The 16,545-nt window shown below is 68.9% G+C and carries 14 protein-coding genes; 8 read left to right on the forward strand and 6 right to left on the reverse strand.

Annotation, left to right across the window (positions count from 1 at the left end; genetic code table 11):
• Positions 1-152: 152 nt before the first annotated feature.
• Complete coding sequence (locus Amac_RS45725; protein WP_155360702.1) at positions 153-845, reverse strand: SDR family oxidoreductase; 693 nt, start codon at positions 843-845, stop codon at positions 153-155.
• A 55-nt stretch (positions 846-900) separates the two neighbouring features.
• On the opposite strand from Amac_RS45725, the gene Amac_RS45730 reads away from it, so the two are divergent.
• The 3 genes from Amac_RS45730 to Amac_RS45740 all read left to right on the forward strand — a co-directional run bounded on the left by Amac_RS45730 (position 901) and on the right by Amac_RS45740 (position 3,291).
• A complete protein-coding gene (locus tag Amac_RS45730; RefSeq protein ID WP_155360703.1) occupies positions 901-1,431 on the forward strand; it encodes a PadR family transcriptional regulator in 531 nt (176 codons plus the stop codon).
• Positions 1,432-1,560: 129 nt separating this feature from the next.
• Complete coding sequence (locus Amac_RS45735) at positions 1,561-2,520, forward strand: ATP-binding cassette domain-containing protein (protein WP_155360704.1); 960 nt, start codon at positions 1,561-1,563, stop codon at positions 2,518-2,520.
• 21 nt (positions 2,521-2,541) lie between these two features.
• The gene (locus Amac_RS45740; protein WP_155360705.1) at positions 2,542-3,291 is read left to right on the forward strand and encodes an ABC transporter permease; all 750 of its coding nucleotides are present in this window, start codon (positions 2,542-2,544) and stop codon (positions 3,289-3,291) included.
• On the opposite strand, the gene Amac_RS45745 is transcribed toward Amac_RS45740, so the two are convergent.
• The 4 genes from Amac_RS45745 to Amac_RS45760 all read right to left on the reverse strand — a co-directional run bounded on the left by Amac_RS45745 (position 3,245) and on the right by Amac_RS45760 (position 8,581).
• Positions 3,245-4,198, reverse strand: a complete 954-nt coding sequence (locus Amac_RS45745) for a MurR/RpiR family transcriptional regulator (protein WP_155360706.1) — start codon at positions 4,196-4,198, stop codon at positions 3,245-3,247. The genes Amac_RS45740 and Amac_RS45745 overlap by 47 nt on opposite strands.
• A gap of 535 nt (positions 4,199-4,733) precedes the next feature.
• A complete protein-coding gene (gene hutU, locus Amac_RS45750; protein WP_155360707.1) occupies positions 4,734-6,380 on the reverse strand; it encodes a urocanate hydratase in 1,647 nt (548 codons plus the stop codon).
• A gap of 231 nt (positions 6,381-6,611) precedes the next feature.
• Positions 6,612-8,438, reverse strand: coding sequence for an ABC transporter ATP-binding protein (locus tag Amac_RS45755; RefSeq protein ID WP_155360708.1), 1,827 nt, complete (start codon positions 8,436-8,438; stop codon positions 6,612-6,614).
• Positions 8,348-8,581 (reverse strand): hypothetical protein, encoded by a 234-nt coding sequence (locus Amac_RS45760; RefSeq protein ID WP_155346776.1) that lies wholly within the window; start codon positions 8,579-8,581, stop codon positions 8,348-8,350. Before Amac_RS45760 ends, Amac_RS45755 begins: the two co-directional genes overlap by 91 nt.
• Before the next feature lie 343 nt (positions 8,582-8,924).
• On the opposite strand from Amac_RS45760, the gene Amac_RS45765 reads away from it, so the two are divergent.
• The 5 genes from Amac_RS45765 (at position 8,925) to Amac_RS45785 (ending at position 15,886) form a co-directional block, all read left to right on the forward strand.
• The gene (locus Amac_RS45765; RefSeq protein ID WP_155360709.1) at positions 8,925-10,838 is read left to right on the forward strand and encodes a cellulase family glycosylhydrolase; all 1,914 of its coding nucleotides are present in this window, start codon (positions 8,925-8,927) and stop codon (positions 10,836-10,838) included.
• A 159-nt stretch (positions 10,839-10,997) separates the two neighbouring features.
• Complete coding sequence (locus tag Amac_RS45770) at positions 10,998-12,395, forward strand: DUF4331 domain-containing protein (RefSeq protein WP_155360710.1); 1,398 nt, start codon at positions 10,998-11,000, stop codon at positions 12,393-12,395.
• A gap of 72 nt (positions 12,396-12,467) precedes the next feature.
• Complete coding sequence (locus Amac_RS45775; protein ID WP_155360711.1) at positions 12,468-13,751, forward strand: tetratricopeptide repeat protein; 1,284 nt, start codon at positions 12,468-12,470, stop codon at positions 13,749-13,751.
• Positions 13,748-15,511, forward strand: a complete 1,764-nt coding sequence (locus Amac_RS45780) for a sulfite exporter TauE/SafE family protein (RefSeq protein WP_155360712.1) — start codon at positions 13,748-13,750, stop codon at positions 15,509-15,511. Before Amac_RS45775 ends, Amac_RS45780 begins: the two co-directional genes overlap by 4 nt.
• A gap of 57 nt (positions 15,512-15,568) precedes the next feature.
• Positions 15,569-15,886, forward strand: a complete 318-nt coding sequence (locus tag Amac_RS45785) for a hypothetical protein (RefSeq protein ID WP_155360713.1) — start codon at positions 15,569-15,571, stop codon at positions 15,884-15,886.
• A gap of 308 nt (positions 15,887-16,194) precedes the next feature.
• On the opposite strand, the gene Amac_RS54150 is transcribed toward Amac_RS45785, so the two are convergent.
• Positions 16,195-16,545, reverse strand: a 351-nt coding sequence (locus Amac_RS54150) for a hypothetical protein (RefSeq protein WP_218041680.1), incomplete at its 5' end; no start/stop codon positions are given.

Here is a 16,545-nt window from a genome sequence, read left to right on the forward strand (position 1 = left end):
CCTGTGTCTTCCCTCGTCACTCCGGGTCGCTTCGCTCCCCTGCGTTCCTCAGTCCAGACACAGGCGCGGCCAAGCCGCTTGATTGCCCTGGATAGGAGTGATGGCCGGGTTAAGAAGGTGCGATTGTCCAGACACAGGCGCGGGACATACGACTAATGGTGCGGGGGTTGCACGGAGGGGCGGATGGTTATTTCGGTGAGGTGGGCGTCTGGGGAGGTGGTGACCGCGGCCAGGACTGCGCGGGCGACTGAATCCGGAGTCAGGTAGCGATCCGGCTGGAACTCGCCGCCTTCATGTTCGCGCACCTCGCGTTGCATGTCGGTGGCGATCCGGCCGGGGTAGATCGTGGTGACGCGGATGCCGTGAGGTTCCTCTTCCTGGCGGAGCACGTCGGCGAAGGCGCGGAGGGCGAACTTGCTGGCGGCGTAGGAGACCCAGCCCGGGTGGGCCCGCAGCCCGGAGCCGGAGTTGATGATCACGACATGGCCCCGGGTGGCGCGCAGTTCCGGCAGCAGGAGCCGGGTGAGTTCGGCGACCGCGATGACGTTCAGCTCGTAGGTGTCGCGCCAGACCTCGGCCGGGGTGTCCGCGACGCTGCCCAGCTTGACCATGCCCGCGCTGTGCACCAGCAGGTCCACCTGGCCGACCCCGGCCACGTCGAACGGGCTGAGCGCGGTCAGATCCACCGGCAGCGGGCGGGCGCCGAGCTCCGCGCACATCAGGTCGAGGCCCGATCCCCCGCGCCCGCCGAGAACGAGGTCGTAATCCGGGGCCAGGGCGCGGGCGATCGCCGCCCCGAGACCGCGCGAGGCACCGGTGACCAGGGCTGTTGGACGTTCGCTCATGCCGGCCAGTTTATCCCGTTGACGTGATCATTCAAATTTGTATATAAATTTGAGCATGTCGTCTACCCGGATCCTCATCCTCGGCACTCTCCTTGACGGCCCGCTGCACGGCTACGAGGTGCGCCGCCGCCTCGAACTGTGGGGCGCGAGCCAGTGGGCCAACGTGGCCTTCGGGTCGATCTACCACGGCCTGGCCAAGATGGCGGAGGAGGGCCTGCTCACGGTGGTCGAGCAGGGCAAGGGCGGGAAGACCGTCTACGAGCTGACCGCGGACGGCCGGCTGGAGTTCCAGCGGCGGCTGCTCACCTCCTGGTGGGAGGTCCAGCCCATCGTGGACCCGTTCCAGGTCGCGCTCACCTTCATGAACCGGCTCGCGCCCGCGGATCTGGTGGTCGCCATGGAGGCCAGGGCCGAGCAGTTGCGGGCGGCCATCTCGATGACCGAGCGGGCGATAGGCGGCAAGCAGGCCTTCGGCGCGCCCCGGCACGTGGACGAGTGCCTGCGGCTCAACGCCGCCCAGCTCACCGCCCAGCTCGCCTGGGTGAGCGAGGCGATCGGGCGGGTGAAGGACGGGGAGCTTCCCTAGCAGCGGAACTTCGCGGAATTGTCGGTGGTGACGGGCAGGATGGGGGGCATGCCGGCGGCCGGGAAAACCCCTTGACCCTCACGCCGGGTCACCCCTCATGCTGGCTATCCCCCTGAATACGGAGTAAATATGATCATCGAAGCGAATGATCTTCGTAAGACCTTCATCGCCAAACGTGGCCGTGGCAAGACCGAGGAAGTCCAAGCCGTGCAGGGCATCGACCTGGGCGTCGAGGAGGGTGAGATCTTCGCGGCGCTGGGTCCCAACGGCGCCGGGAAGACCACGACGGTCCGGATGCTGGCCACCTTCACCGCCCCCACCTCCGGCACGGCCAGAGTGGCCGGGTTCGACGTGGTGAAGGAGGCGGCCAAGGTCCGGGAGAACATCGGTTACGTCAGCCAGGCGGGCGGGGTCGACGACAACGCGCCGGGTCTGGAGAGCCTGATGCTGGCGGCCAGGCTCAGCGGCATGTCGCGTAAACAGGCCAGGATCAGAGCCGACGAGCTGTTGCAGGCGTTCAGTCTGTCCGAGATCGCCAACCGCCCGGCCAAGACCCTGTCCGGCGGGCAGAAGCGCCGGTTCGCGCTGGCCATCGGCCTGGTCACCAAGCCGCCGCTGGTCTTCCTCGACGAGCCGACCACCGGTCTCGACCCGCAGAACCGGGCGAACCTGTGGGACGAGGTGCGTGACCTGCGCGCCCAGGGCACCAGCGTGCTGCTGACCACCCACTACCTGGACGAGGCCGACGCGCTCTGCGACCGGCTGGTCATCATCGACCACGGCAAGATCGTCGCCGAGGGCACGCCCACCGAGCTCAAGAAGGAAGTGGCGGGCGACGTGGTCACCCTGAGGCTCAAGGGCATCGACGAGGCGCGCGAGCTGCTGGCCGCTCAGGACTACATCAAGGAGGTCCGCGCGGAGGATGACGTGCTGCGCGCCTACCTGGACGACGGGGAGCACGGGCTGCCGCATCTGCTGCGGGCGCTTGAGGAGCGCAACCTCACCCTCGACTCGATCTCGCTGGATCGGGCCACGCTCGACGACGTCTTCCTCCGCCACACCGGCCGCTCGCTCCGCGACGCCGCCTGAACCTCGAAGGATTTTCCCCCCATGCTTCGCCATACGTCCCTTTTCCTGGGCTACGAGCTCAGGTTCCTGCTCCGCAATCCGGTCTGGCCGGTGTTCGGCATCGTGCAGCCGGTCATGTATCTGATCTTCTTCGCGCCGCTGCTGGGCAGCACGACCCCGAGCGGGTCGATGCCCGAGGTGCTGGCCATGTTCACGCCCGGCTCGATGATGATGATCGCCCTGTTCGGGTCGCTGTTCGCCGGGTTCGGGCTGATCAACGAGACCCGCAACGGCGTGCTCGAGCGGCTCGCGGTCAGTCCGGCCTGGCCTCCGGCGATCATCCTCGGCCGGGTGGCCAAGGACATGATCACCCTGGTGCTCCAGGCCATCCTGGTGATGGGCGTGGCCATGCTGATGGGCCTGCGGATCGGACTGCTGGCCTTCCTGATCATGCTCGCCCTGATGGCCACGACCGGTCTGTTCGCCGCCAGCCTCTCCTACGGCCTGGCGCTGGCGCTCCGCGACGAGAACGGCATGTCGCAGATCGTGCAGTTCTTCGCCATGCCGCTGACCCTGATCGCGGGCCTGTTCCTGCCGATCTCGCTCGGGCCCGACTGGCTGCAGACCGCCGCCAAGTTCAACCCGCTCTACTACGGCGTCGAAGCCGGTCGCGCGCTCTTCCGGGATGATCTGTCCGACAGCACCATCCCCACCGCTTTCGGCCTGCTCGCCGTCCTCGCCGTGATCACCCTGATCTGGTCGATGCGCTCTCTCCGCAAGATGGCGGGGTGACGAAGACCCCTCGTTGCTCGGTCATCCGCTCGTACTCTTCCAGGCGAGCCTGAGTTCGCAGCGGCGCCGCGTCGGCCATGGCCTCCACCAGCACCATGGCCAGGGCCAGCGGCGCCGCGTGCGAATCGAACACCAGCCGCTCCCCCACCGGCGCGTCCAGGATCACGTCGGCGGCGAACGGCACATCGGCCCTATCCGTGATCACCGCCACCCGCAACCCCAGCTCCCGCGCCAGCTCCAGCGCCGCCACGGCCTCCACCGGATACCTCGGCAACACCACCGCCAGCACCCAGGCCGCCCCCGCCCGCCGCGCACCGTGCAACCCATCCGCCAGCTCCGACCCCCCGTGGGTCAGCAACCGCACATCCGGATGAATCCGCCGCGCGAAGTACGCGAACGTCGTCGCCAGCCCACTCGACACCCGCACCCCCACCACCGGCAAAGGCTCCGACCCCGCCAACGCCACCCCAAGCTCCGCGATCACCCCCATGAGCCCATCAGCAGCCGAACTGGCCGAGCCCGCCACTGACCTAGCCTCCGGCGACTGCCCGCTGATGCGATTACGAAGAGCGGTGAGGTTGCGAATCTCGATATCCAAGGCATCCCGGACCAGCGCCCGCTCCCCCAAAAGATCGGCATGCCCGCCCCCGGCCCCACCGAGAACCAGCGGCCGAAGCGCCTGCCGAAGCTCCGGATAACCCGCGAACCCCAGAGCCGCCGCAAACCGCGTCACCGAAGGCTGACTAACCCCCACCCGCTCCGCCAACTCAACACTCGACAAAAAAATCGCCTCATGCAGATGCTCCCCCAAATAATGAGCAATCCTCCGCTGCACCGGCGAAAGCCGCCTCCCCTCCACCAACCACCCAAGCCCCTCGCTCACACCCACTCCTTCAGCCCTTCTCATGAAGCACCCAACAGAATGAGCAGGTCACCGGGTTACCCGCCGTTATCCGGCGCCGTTAACGCGGGCGGTGGTTCTCACCGCACCGGCGCCAAGCGGCAGCGGCACTCTGCTAGGCGTTTTGGACCACCACACCAGATGGCCATGTCACTCACCGTTATCCGGCACCGTTAACGCGGGCGGTGGTTCTCACCGCACCGGCGCCAAGCGGCAGCGGCACTCTGCTAGTTGTTTAGGCCACCCACACCAGATCGCCAAGTTGCTCACCGGCATCTGACACCGTTAACGCTGGCGATGGTGCTCACCGACTCGACGCCAAGAGCGGCAGCGGCATTTGGGTGTTCTTGGAAAGCGGACCGATGACGGCAGGCCCCCCTTTGGCGCCGGGTCGGCGAGGACTGGTGCGGAGGGGAACGGCGCCGGATGACGGCGAGCAACTTGGGGCCCCTGGGGGCCGCAGAGCAATAACTCATAGATCCTCAAGCCACTGACCTCGGCGAACCCTTGGTGAGCACGCATGTTAATTCTCTGCGGGCCCTTAGTTTTCGTGCATTGGGATGCGGACGCCTTGGGTCGTGGCGACTTCGGTGGCTGAGGTGTAGCCGGCGTCGGCGTGGCGGATGACGCCCATGCCGGGGTCGTTGGTGAGGACGCGGTTGAGTTTTTCGGCGGCGAGGGGGGTGCCGTCGGCGACGGTGACCTGGCCGGCGTGGATGGAGCGGCCGATGCCGACGCCGCCGCCGTGGTGGAGGGAGACCCAGGAAGCGCCGGAGGCGACGTTGACCATGGCGTTGAGCAGGGGCCAGTCGGCGATGGCGTCGGAGCCGTCGGCCATGCCCTCGGTTTCGCGGTAGGGGGATGCGACGCTGCCGCAGTCGAGGTGGTCGCGGCCGATGACCACGGGGGCACTGATGGTCCCGTCGGCGACCATGGCGTTGAAACGCTCCCCGGCGCGGTCGCGCTCGCCGTACCCGAGCCAGCAGATGCGGGCGGGCAGGCCCTGGAATCGCACGCGTTCTCCGGCCAGCCTGATCCAGCGGGCGAGCGGCTCGTTGTCGGGGAACAGGTCGAGGATGGCCTGGTCAGTGGCGTGGATGTCGCGCGGGTCGCCGCTGAGCGCGGCCCACCGGAACGGGCCCTTGCCCTCGCAGAACAGCGGCCGGATGTAGGCGGGCACGAAGCCGGGGAACGCGAACGCGCGCGCGTATCCGGCCAGCTGGGCTTCGCCGCGGATGGAGTTGCCGTAGTCGAAGACCTCGGCGCCCGCGTCCTGGAAGCCGACCATCGCCGCCACGTGGGCGGCCATCGACTCCCGCGCCCGGGTGGTGAACCCGGCCGGGTCCTTCTCCCGGGCCGCCGTCATCTCCTCGAACGCGACCCCGACCGGCAGGTACATCAGCGGATCGTGCGCGGAGGTCTGGTCGGTGACCACGTCGATCTCCGCGCCCCGGCGCAGCAGCTCCGGCACGACCTCGGCGGCGTTGCCCTCCACCCCGATGCTGAGGGGGCGCCGCGCGTCCCGCGCCTCGTAGGCCAGCCGCAGCGCCTCGTCCAGGTCGGCGGCCCGCACATCCAGATACCGATGCTCGATGCGCCGCGAGATGCTCCGCGGATCGCAGTCGACGCAGATCGCCACCCCGCCGTTCATGGTGACCGCGAGCGGCTGCGCCCCGCCCATGCCGCCGAGCCCGGCGGTAAGCGTGATCGTCCCGGCCAGCGAGCCGCCGAACCGCTTGGCGGCCACGGCGGCGAACGTCTCGTACGTCCCCTGCAGGATCCCCTGCGTCCCGATATAGATCCACGAACCCGCGGTCATCTGGCCGTACATGGTGAGCCCGGCCGCCTCAAGCCGCCGGAACTCCTCCCAGTTCGCCCAGTCCGGCACCAGATTGGAGTTGGCGATCAGCACCCGGGGCGCCCACTCGTGCGTCCGCATCACCCCGACCGGGCGGCCGGACTGCACCAGCAGCGTCTCGTCGCCGGCGAGCGTGGTCAGCGTGCGCACGATCGCCTGGAAGGACGGCCAGTCCCGGGCGGCCTTGCCGGAACCGCCGTACACGACGAGCTGCTCAGGATGTTCGGCCACCTCGGGGTCGAGGTTGTTCTGGAGCATCCGGAGGGCGGCCTCCTGCGGCCAGCCCTGCGCGGTGAGCGCGGTGCCGCGCGGCGCACGAACGGTAGGCATCGGCCGTCCTCCTGAATGAAAGCATTCACGTTGGTCACTCGAAGGATACGGCGCGGGCGCCACTCGGGGCACCCCGGTGTCCTGTGATCCCGGGGTGCCCGTACCCGAGATCCCGGCGCGTACCGCACGTACGCGTAGCCCGGGAGCGGGCTGTGGCGAAGGAGAGGCTCCGCACTGACGGAGGTGCCCCCCATTCCGGCGGCAGATCGTCAGCGTGCGGCAAATCTTCGATCACGGTGTCGCGGTGGCCAGGAACTGGGTGGTGGCGAGCTCGCGGTAGAGGTCGTCATCGGCGAGGAGTTCGGCGTGGGTGCCGGTGGCGCGGACCCGGCCTGACTCCATCACGATGATGCGGTCGGCTCCGGTCACCGTGGACAGCCGGTGCGCGATCACCAGGACCGTGGTGTCCGTGGCCACCTCCGCGATGACCTCGCGCAGCCGCAGCTCGTTGACCGCGTCCAGCTGCGAGGTGGCCTCGTCCAGCAGGAGCAGCCGGGGCCGCCGCAGCAGCGCCCTGGCGATGGCGACCCGCTGCCGCTCCCCGCCGGACAGCAGCACCCCGCGATGCCCGACCTGCGTCTCCAGGCCTTCGGGCAGGCGCGCGACCAGATCGTCCAGTTTGGTACGGGCGAGCGAGTGCCGTACCTCCGCCTCGGTGGCGTCCGGGGCGGCGAAGGTGAGGTTCTCCCGGAGGGTGCCGTCCAGGACGGGAGCGTCCTGTTCCACGTAGCCGACGGCGGCCCGCAGTTCGGCGAGATCCCAGTCCCGGATATCCCGCCCCGACATCGTGATATTTCCGGATAGGGGGGAGTAGAAGCGCTCCAGCAGCGCGAACACCGTGGACTTGCCCGCGCCGGACGGCCCGACCAAAGCCGACAACCCGCCCGCGCGGACCTCGAAGCTCACCCCGTCGTGCACGATCGGCCGATCATCCCCGTAGCGGAACACGACGTCATCGAACGTGACCCCGATCGGCGGTCCGTCGGCGCGCAGCGCGGCGACGGTCGGCTCGCCGGGCAGCTCCTCGATCTCCCGGATCCGGGTGATGGCGGCCAGCCCGTTCTGCAGCTGGGTGAAGCTCTGCACCAGCTGCCCGATCGGCGCCACCAGGTAGAACAGGTACAGCAGAAACGCGATCAGCGACGCGACCGCCATCGACCCGTCGGCCACCCGGGCCCCGCCCACGCCGAGCACGGCCAGGAACGCCAGCTGCACCGACATCCAGGCGCTCACCCCGGCGGCCGACTGCCAGGCCGACGCCGTCACGCCACGGTCCCTGGCCTGCCGCGCCGCCGCCGACACGACCTCGATCTCGCGATGTTCCGCGCCGCTCGCCTTCACCGTACGGAATGCCTGCAGCGCCCGGTCCAGCGCGGAACCCATCTCCCCCAGCGCCACCTGCGCCAGCGTGGACGCCTTCCGGATCCGCGGCAGGATCAGCGCGTTCACCAGGCCGACGCTGGCCACCACGCCCAGCGTGATCAGCAGCAGCACCACGTCCATGACCGCCATCAGCACCGCGGCTCCGGCGAACATGAACACCGAGCCGACGGCGGTGACCAGGGCGTCCGTACAGACCGCGCGGAGCAGCGTGGTGTCGGCCGTGACCCGGGAGAGCAGGTCGCCGGGCTTGAGCCGGTCCACCTCGGCCACCCGCAGCCGCAGGATCCGATCCACCAGCCGGGTCCTGGCCCCGAACACGATGCCCTCGCCCATGCGCTCCAGCACGAACCGCCCGACGGCCGAGATGATCGAACCGGCCAGCACCGCCCCGCACAGCAGAAGCAGCGGGCCGAGCAGGGTCTGGCCGGTGCCGAACGCCTCGATCACGCTCTTGGCCAGCAGCGGCATGGCCAGCCCGGCCGCGCTCCCGATCAGGGCGAGCACCGCGCCGAGCACCAGCGTGCCCCGATGCGGGCGCAGGTAATCGAGTAACAGCCGCCACGACGCCCGCTCGCCCAGCGCGTTCAGCCGTCCTTCCGGAACAGCCGCCCCCCGCCGAACTTCTTGTGCACGGCCTGCTTGCTGACCCCCAGGGCCACTGCTATCTGCACCCATGAAATCCCCTGTACGCGTGCCCGCCGCACCTGCACCGCCGCCAGCCGGTCGGCCTGTCGCCGCAGCTCGGCCGCCGCGACGAGCCCGCGCAGGGGATCGTCCCCTTCGGCTGTGGTCACGAGAGCCACGAGTTCTCCGTTCATAAGGGTCAACCTATGTTGACCACCCGGCTTGGTCAATCTAGGTTGACCCGCATCCCCGGGTCAACCCGGGTTGACCCGATTCCGCTCTGCGCGTACGGCGACGGAGGTGAATCTTTCATCGGATTCCAGGGCGACATTTCCCATATCCCGCCGTGGATGTCCGCCACCGGGACGGTCAGCTCCCCGCAACATCCTGTACACACCCGCGAAATCCCCCGAGTCTGGGAGCGCGCCGGGCCGTCCCAAGAAGACCGGTTCACCAGCCCAACCGACCCTGCGGTCAATCCGCCGGGGCACACTTCTCCGGCCATTTGCTTAACCGGTTAATGCAGAAAGGCAGATCATGAGAAAATGGATCGCACTCTCCGGTGCGACGGTCCTCGCCCTGCTCGTGTCCCTGTTCGTCACCGCGCTCCCCGCCGACGCCGCGGTCGGCCTGCGGATCAGCGGCCGGAACATCGTCGAGGCCAACGGCAACAACTTCATCATCCGCGGCACCAGCCACGCGCACACCTGGTTCCCGACCCAGACGAGCTCGATCGCGAACATCAAGGCCAAGGGCGCCAACGCGGTCCGCATCGTGCTCAGCGGCGGCCGGTGGCAGCCCGCCAACAACGCCGCCGACGTGGCCAACATCATCTCGCTGTGCAAGGCCAGCCGGCTGGTCTGCATCCTGGAAAATCATGACACGACCGGGTTCGGCGAGCAGGGCGGGTCGATCAGCCTGGACGCGGCGGTCAACTACTGGATCAGCATCCAGAGCGCGCTGACCGGCCAGGAGAACACGGTCATCATCAACATCGGCAACGAGCCGGTCGGCAACAACGCGGTCACCCCGAACTGGACCCAGGCCACCAGCGCGGCCATCACCCGGATGCGCAACGCCGGCTTCCAGCACCTGCTGATGGTGGACGCCCCCAACTGGGGCCAGGACTGGCAGTTCGCCATGCGCGACACGGCCGCGTCCGTGAAGGCCGCCGACCCGACGGGCAACACCGTCTTCTCGATCCACATGTACGGCGTGTTCGACACCGCGGCGGAGATCAACGCGTACCTGAACGCCTTCCAGACCGCCAACCTGCCCCTGGTGATCGGCGAGTTCGGCCACAACCACTCGGACGGCAACCCCGACGAGGACACGATCATGGCCCAGGCGCAGGCCCGTGGCCTCGGTTACCTCGGCTGGTCCTGGAGCGGCAACGGCGGCGGCGTGGAGTACCTGGACCAGGTCACCAACTTCGACCCCAACCAGCTGACCTCGTGGGGCACCCGCCTGTTCAACGGCCCCAACGGCATCGCCTCCACCGCCCAGGAGTGCTCGCTCTGCGGCGGCACCACCCCCACCGACACGACCCCGCCGACCACACCGGGCGCCCCGACCGCGTCCAGCGTGACCTCGACCGGGGCGACCATCTCCTGGGGCGCCTCCACCGACAGCGGCGGCTCCGGCCTGGCGGGCTACAACGTCTACCGCGAGCAGGGCACCACCGACCCCCTGCTCGGCCAGTCCACCAGCAACTCCCTCGCCCTCACCGGCCTGACGGCCAACACCCAGTACCAGGTGTACGTCCGAGCACGTGACGGCGCGGGCAACCTGTCCGGCAACTCGACCTTGGTCACCTTCACCACCACCGGCGGTACCACCGACACCACGCCGCCGACCACACCGGGCACCCCGACCGCGTCCGGCGTGACCTCCTCCGGCGCGACCCTCACCTGGACCGCCTCCACCGACTCGGGCGGTTCCGGCCTGGCCGGCTACAACGTCTACCGCGAGCAGGGCACGACCGACCCGCTGCTCGGCTCGCCGACGACCAACTCGATCACCCTGACCGGCCTGACCGCCAACACCCAGTACCAGGTCTACGTCCGGGCCCGGGACGGCGCCGGGAACCTGTCCGGGAACTCGTCCCTGGTCACCTTCACCACCACCGGCGGCGGCACCGGCGGCGGCTGCACCGTGGTCGCCACCACCCAGAACACCTGGAACAACGGGTACGTGATCCAACCGGTCACCGTCACGGCCGGAAGCTCGCCAATCACTTCGTGGACGGTCACCTTCACCCTCCCGGCCGGCCACACCGTCTCCGGGTCCTGGAACGCCACCTTCACGCAAAGCGGCCAGACCGTGACCGCCAAGAGCGTGAGCCACAACGGCAACCTCCCGGCGGGAGGCAGCGGCAACTTCGGCTTCCAGGGCAGCCGCCCCAACGGCAACACCGCCGTGCCGACCGGCTACACCTGCACCACTCCATAATCCTGACCAGCGGAAATGTGGCCCCGGGACCCCTGGGGCCACACTTTTTGAAAAAGAACCAATCCGCGAGCGTCCATGGGGCGAATAGGCGGTCGAGGAGTCCGGCCGGACACCTCATCTGACCCAAACCTCCCTACCGTCCCGAGAGGACCGTTTGACATGGAGCTCCGGATTAACCGGCGATCCCTGATCGCCGTTGGGGTCGCGGGGGCGCTGGCCGCCTCCTCGATCCTGCTTCTTCGCCCGGCCGCCCCGAGCGCCTCCTCGCACCGCGAGGCTCCGCTCATCTCCGGCGACCCGCGCAACGACAACACCGACGTGTACGCCTTCGTCAGCCCCGACAAGACCGACACGGTCACCCTGATCGCCAACTGGATCCCGTTCGAGGAGCCCAACGGAGGCCCGAACTTCTACTTCTTCGACACCAACTCCCGCTACAACATCAAGATCGACAACGATGGCGACGCCAAGCCCGACGTCACCTACCAGTGGACCTTCAAGAACATCGACAAGCGCGGCAACGGCAGCGGCACGTTCCTCTACAACAACGGCCCCGTGACGTCGCTGAAGGACGAGAACCTGCTGTTCAAGCAGAAGTACACGCTCAAGCGCATCACCGAGAAGGGCACCACCACGATCGGCACCGGCACCGTCGCGCCGAGCAACACCGGCCCCGCGTCGTTCCCCGACTACGCCAAGGTGCGCAGTGAGGCCGTAGACGGCATCAAGGGCGGCGGCAAGCAGTTCGCCGGCCAGTCCGACGAGGCCTTCTTCCTCGACCTGCGCGTGTTCGACCTGCTCTACGGCGGCAACCTGTCCGAGGTCGGCCAGGACACCACCCGCGGCTACAACGTGCACACGCTGGCCGTCCAGGTGCCCAAGAAGGAAGTCGCGCTCAAGGGCGACGTGACGCGCAACCCGGTCGTCGGCATCTGGTCGACCACCGACAAGTGGAGCCCGAGGGGCTACGTCCAGGTCTCGCGCCTGGGCCAGCCGCTGGTCAACGAGGTCGTGGTCCCGGCCCCGCTGAAGGACGCCTTCAACTCGCTCAGCCCCGACAAGGACGCGGACATCCCGGCCGTGGTGAAGAAGGTCACCAACCCCGAGGTGCCGATGTTGCTGGAGGGCATCTACGGCCTGAAGGCCCCGAAGACCCCGCGTAACGACCTGGTCGAGATCTTCCTGACCGGCATCGCGAAGAAGAACGGCCCGATCAAGGCCGACCTGAACTCGCAGATCCTGAACAAGGACGCCGGCAAGCTGCGCCCGTCGGAGATGCTGCGGCTCAACCTCACCATCCCGGTGACCGCCAGCCCGAACCGGCTCGGCGTGCTCGCGGGTGACCTGCAGGGCTTCCCGAACGGCCGCCGCCTCGGCGACGACGTGGTGGACATCGCCCTCCAGGCGATGGCGGGCGCCGCCCAGACCGGCCAGCTGGTCCCGGCCCTGGCGGCGGGCGACAAGGTCGACCGGAACGACGTGCCGTTCCTGACGACCTTCCCGTACATCCCCGGGCCCAGCAACCAGGCCGTGAACCAGACCTTCAACGGTTCCTGACCCATCCAGACCCCGCCGCCGCGGCTGAGCTGTCGCGGCGGCGGCCATTCCCATGCCGAGGAGGTCCTCAAAATGCTGGAAGTACCCACTAAAAAGCGCACGGTGGGCGTCATCGCGGGGGCCTTCCTCGCGGCGGTCGTCCTCACGGCGGGCGCCACCCTGATCCCCGGATCCGAAGCTCCCGCCCCCGCGGCTCCCGCCGTGGCGGTCGGCGCGAACGGCTCCGCGCCAGGCTCGATCCCCGCGCTCCAGGTCCGCTTGAAACGGCTGCCGAAAGACGACAGCGCATGGGCCGCCCTCGGGGCCGCCTACGTTCAGCAGGCCAGAATCACTGGGGATCCCTCGTTCTACCCCAAAGCCGAACAGGCCGTCGCCCGGTCGCTGGAGCTGAAGCCGGGCAACTTCGCCGGACTCACCGGCCAGGCCGCGCTCGCGGCGGGCCGCCACGACTTCGCCGCCGCCGTACGTCTCGCCGACCAAGCCGTCGCCGCCAACCCTTACGGGCCCGTCGCGTACGGCGTGCTGGCCGACGCGCACACCCAACTCGGCGCGTACGACCAGGCCACGAAGGCGATCACCAGGATGATGGAGCTCGCTCCGGGCGTCTCCTCCTTCACCCGGGCTTCCTACGACGCCGAGCTACACGGGGACCAGGTGACCGCGCGCCGCATGCTCGAATACGCGCTCCGCGACGCCTACCTCCCCGGCGATGTCGCCTTCTGCCAGCACTACCTGGGCGAGCTGGCCGTACACTCGGGCGATTTCGACCGGGCCCGCGAGCACTACCGGCTGGCGCTCTCCGCCGACCCGCAGTTCGTGCCCGCGCAGGCGGGTCTGGCCCGCGTCGCCGCGCTCACCGGAAACCTGACCGAAGCCGCTGACCAGTACGCGAGCGTCACCGGACGCCTCCCCCTCACCCAATACCTGGTCGAATACGGCGAAGTCCTCGAAAAGCTGGGCCGCGACGCCTCCGGCCAGTGGCGGCTGCTCACCGCACAGCGCGGGCTGATGCGCGCCAACGGCGTCTACGACGACGTCACCTGGGCCGAGTACGAGGCCGACCACGGCGACCCCGCGACCGCCGTCGAATACGCCAGGGCCGAATACGACCGCAACCCCAGTGTGATCGCCGCCGACGCGCTCGCCTGGGCCCTGCACCGGAACGGCGACGCCCGCCAAGCCCTGCCGTACGCGAAGGAGGCGACCGCCACCGGCTGGCGCAACGCCCTGTTCGCCCACCACCGGGCCGAGATCGAGCGAGCGCTCGATCTCCCGGCAGCCAAGTCCGAGGCCCTGGTCAAGACCTACAACCCGCGCTTCGACCCGGAGCTCCCAGCCCTGCAGAGGTTCTCATGACCACCGCCCTCGACCACCTGGCCGACCTGCGCGGCGCCGACGGCGCCCGGCGGCCATCCCGGCTCGGCCGCGGCTTCCGGCTGGCCCTCACCGCGGCTCTGACCGGCCTCGTCGTGGCCGTCGCGTCGCTGGCCGTGCTGATGGCCATCCCCGCGGTCGCGCAGGCACACCCGCTCGGCAACTTCACCGTCAATCACTACAACGGCCTGCGCCTCTACGCCGACCACGTCGAGAACACCGCCGTCGTGGACTCCGCCGAACTCCCCACTCTGCAGTCGGAACCGGCCATCGACACCGACGCCTCCGGCTCGGTCTCGGCCGCCGAGTCCCAGGCCCACGCCACCTCCCAGTGCGCCGCCCTGATCGCCGCGCAGCGCCTCACCGTGGGCGGCTCCCCCATCCCCTGGCAGGTCGACACCGCTTCCTTCGCCTACCACCCAGGCCAGGGCGGCCTCAAGACCAGCCGCCTGACCTGCGCCCTCACCGCCGCCGCCACCCCCACCGGCACGATCGCCTTCACCGATGACTTCCTCGCCGACCGCCTCGGCTGGCGCGAGATCACCCTCGCCTCGGATTCGGTACGGCTCGCGCCCACCGGCCTCCCCGTCACGAGCGTCACCAACGAACTCCGCGCCTACCCGGAGGACCTGCTCGCCTCCCCCCTCGACCAGCGCGCCACCACCGTGACCGTCGACCCCAACGGCACGATCCCCGGCCTGCCCGAGACGGCTTCCGCCCAGAGGATCTCGACCCCCGGCATCTCCGCTCCCGGCCCGATCGGCGCCTGGCTGGCCGGTCTCGACCGCACCTTCACCGACCTGGTCGGCTCCACCTCGCTCACTGTCCCCGTGGGCTTGCTGGCCGTCCTCCTCGCCGCCGTCCTCGGCGCGGGCCACGCCCTCATCCCCGGCCACGGCAAGACCATCATGGCCGCCTACCTGGCCGGCCGCCGCGGCCGCCCCCGCGACGCGCTCGTCGTCGGCATGACGGTCACCGTCACCCACACCGTCGGCGTCCTGGTCGTCGGTCTCCTCCTGAGCGCCTTCTCCGCCCTGGCCGGCGACTCCGTCCTCGCCTGGCTAGGCCTGGCCAGCGGCCTACTCATCACCGCCATCGGCGCCCGCCTCCTCTGGACATCCATCAAAGGCAACCCCAACGGCACTGCCTACGGCCACGGACATGGGCACGGCCATGGGCACGGACACGGCCATGGGCATGGGCATGGGCATGAGCACGCCGACGAACACAGCCACGCACACGATCACGCGGAAGAACACGGACATGGCCACGGGCACGGACATGGCCATGGGCACGGTCACGCGCTTGAAACCGAGAGAGTCGGTAGTGTCACGACGCTTGAGCGGAGCGACGTCGAGGTTCTCGCAGATCTCGAATCTCCTGAACCGGAGCACCCCAAGCAGCCTGCACGCAGTGGGCGGCGAATCGGCCTGGTCGGCATGGGCATCGCCGGTGGCCTCGTGCCCAGCCCATCCGCCCTGATCGTGCTCCTCGGCGCAATCGCCCTCGGCCGCACCTGGTTCGGCATCGGCCTGGTCGCCGCCTACGGCATCGGAATGGCCGCCACCCTAACCGCCACCGGCCTACTCCTCGTCAAACTAGCAAGCCGCCTCGACCGCCTAACCACCACAGGCACAGGCCTCCTCTCCAGAATCTCCACCCTCGCCCCAATCGGCACCGCCTTGATCGTCATCACCCTCGGCCTAGGCCTGGCCATCCGCTCCCTCACCGGAAGCCTCTAAGAACACCTAACTGGCCGGGCCAAGTCCCAGTTCGAGATAGCCATCGATCGAATCCTGATGACCGAGGACCCGGCCATGGTGTTCAGCCAGTTCGCCGCCGATCTCCAGAACTATGTGCACCTGATCAACACCCTGGTGCAGCAGCTCGCGTCAATCTCACGGATCCCGTTCCACTATTTCCTCCTCAACGGCGGGCAGGCCCAGCCCGATGCGGCGATCACCTCAGCGGAGGCGGGCCTGGCCAACAAGCCCCGCGAACGGATGATCCACTTCGGTGAGGCCTGGGAACAGGCGATGAGGTGGCTGTGCGCGGTGCCGCGCTGGGTCTTGCCGTCCACGATCAAGAGGATCAGCCCGTCGGGGGTCTTCATATAGATCGGCGAGCTGGGCGGCCCGGTGAGCGGCGCACGCGGCGTCGAGGTGTACTGCGTTGCCTGCGCGACCGTGTCACACACGGGGTCGCTGTCTCAAGATCGGAGAACTCCCTCAACCCAGCGATGGCGGTGGGTAGGTAGATCTTTTCACCAGCATCGTGACCTGCGGTTTTACCGCGGATCAAGGCCAGGTTTTGAGTTCCTAACGGAAGTCAAGCCGATCAAGCTTTGAAGGATCAGGGTAGGCGGGGTCGACGCCGGGACTGGGTGTCACGGCGTTGCGCGTCGGTTGGGGGTGGTGAGGGCCGGTCAGGCCGTCGTGTGGCGGGTAGCCTTGCTGCTGGACGGGCCGGCTGCCGGAGCGTCGTGTGGCGACTCCTGACCGCGTCGGCTCGTCCCCTGTTTCGTGCCCTGTTTCGTGTCCTGTTTCGTGTCCTGTTTGGTGCCCTGTTTCAGCCGTGTGCTGGCGCGTTTGGGCCGGTTCTTGGCGCGGTCGGCGTCGCTGACCGCGTATCGCTCGGCGCAGATCGCCTTGGCCTCCTCCACGGTGAGGGGGCGGCCGTCGAGATCGCGGAGTTGGTAGGGGGTGCGGCTGCGCCAGCAGGCGGCCAGCCGGGTGACCAGGACGGCGGCCAGGGTGCAGACGGCGGAGTTGTGGTG

The organism is Acrocarpospora macrocephala, from assembly GCF_009687865.1.
GTDB classification, from domain to species: Bacteria; Actinomycetota; Actinomycetes; order Streptosporangiales; family Streptosporangiaceae; genus Acrocarpospora; species Acrocarpospora macrocephala.

Bases quoted from the DNA above. Each gene is read 5' to 3' on its own strand.
- Amac_RS45780 (WP_155360712.1), top strand. From the start codon at position 13,748: ATGACCACCGCCCTCGACCACCTGGCCGACCTGCGCGGCGCCGACGGC.
- Amac_RS45770 (WP_155360710.1), top strand. From the start codon at position 10,998: ATGGAGCTCCGGATTAACCGGCGATCCCTGATCGCCGTTGGGGTCGCG.
- Amac_RS45755 (WP_155360708.1), bottom strand. From the start codon at position 8,438: ATGGGTGCAGATAGCAGTGGCCCTGGGGGTCAGCAAGCAGGCCGTGCA.
- Amac_RS45740 (WP_155360705.1), top strand. From the start codon at position 2,542: ATGCTTCGCCATACGTCCCTTTTCCTGGGCTACGAGCTCAGGTTCCTG.
- Amac_RS45725 (WP_155360702.1), bottom strand. From the start codon at position 845: ATGAGCGAACGTCCAACAGCCCTGGTCACCGGTGCCTCGCGCGGTCTC.
- hutU (WP_155360707.1), bottom strand. From the start codon at position 6,380: ATGCCTACCGTTCGTGCGCCGCGCGGCACCGCGCTCACCGCGCAGGGC.
- Amac_RS45765 (WP_155360709.1), top strand. From the start codon at position 8,925: ATGAGAAAATGGATCGCACTCTCCGGTGCGACGGTCCTCGCCCTGCTC.
- Amac_RS45760 (WP_155346776.1), bottom strand. From the start codon at position 8,581: ATGAACGGAGAACTCGTGGCTCTCGTGACCACAGCCGAAGGGGACGAT.
- Amac_RS45745 (WP_155360706.1), bottom strand. From the start codon at position 4,198: ATGAGAAGGGCTGAAGGAGTGGGTGTGAGCGAGGGGCTTGGGTGGTTG.
- Amac_RS45775 (WP_155360711.1), top strand. From the start codon at position 12,468: ATGCTGGAAGTACCCACTAAAAAGCGCACGGTGGGCGTCATCGCGGGG.
- Amac_RS45730 (WP_155360703.1), top strand. From the start codon at position 901: ATGTCGTCTACCCGGATCCTCATCCTCGGCACTCTCCTTGACGGCCCG.
- Amac_RS45735 (WP_155360704.1), top strand. From the start codon at position 1,561: ATGATCATCGAAGCGAATGATCTTCGTAAGACCTTCATCGCCAAACGT.
- Amac_RS45785 (WP_155360713.1), top strand. From the start codon at position 15,569: ATGACCGAGGACCCGGCCATGGTGTTCAGCCAGTTCGCCGCCGATCTC.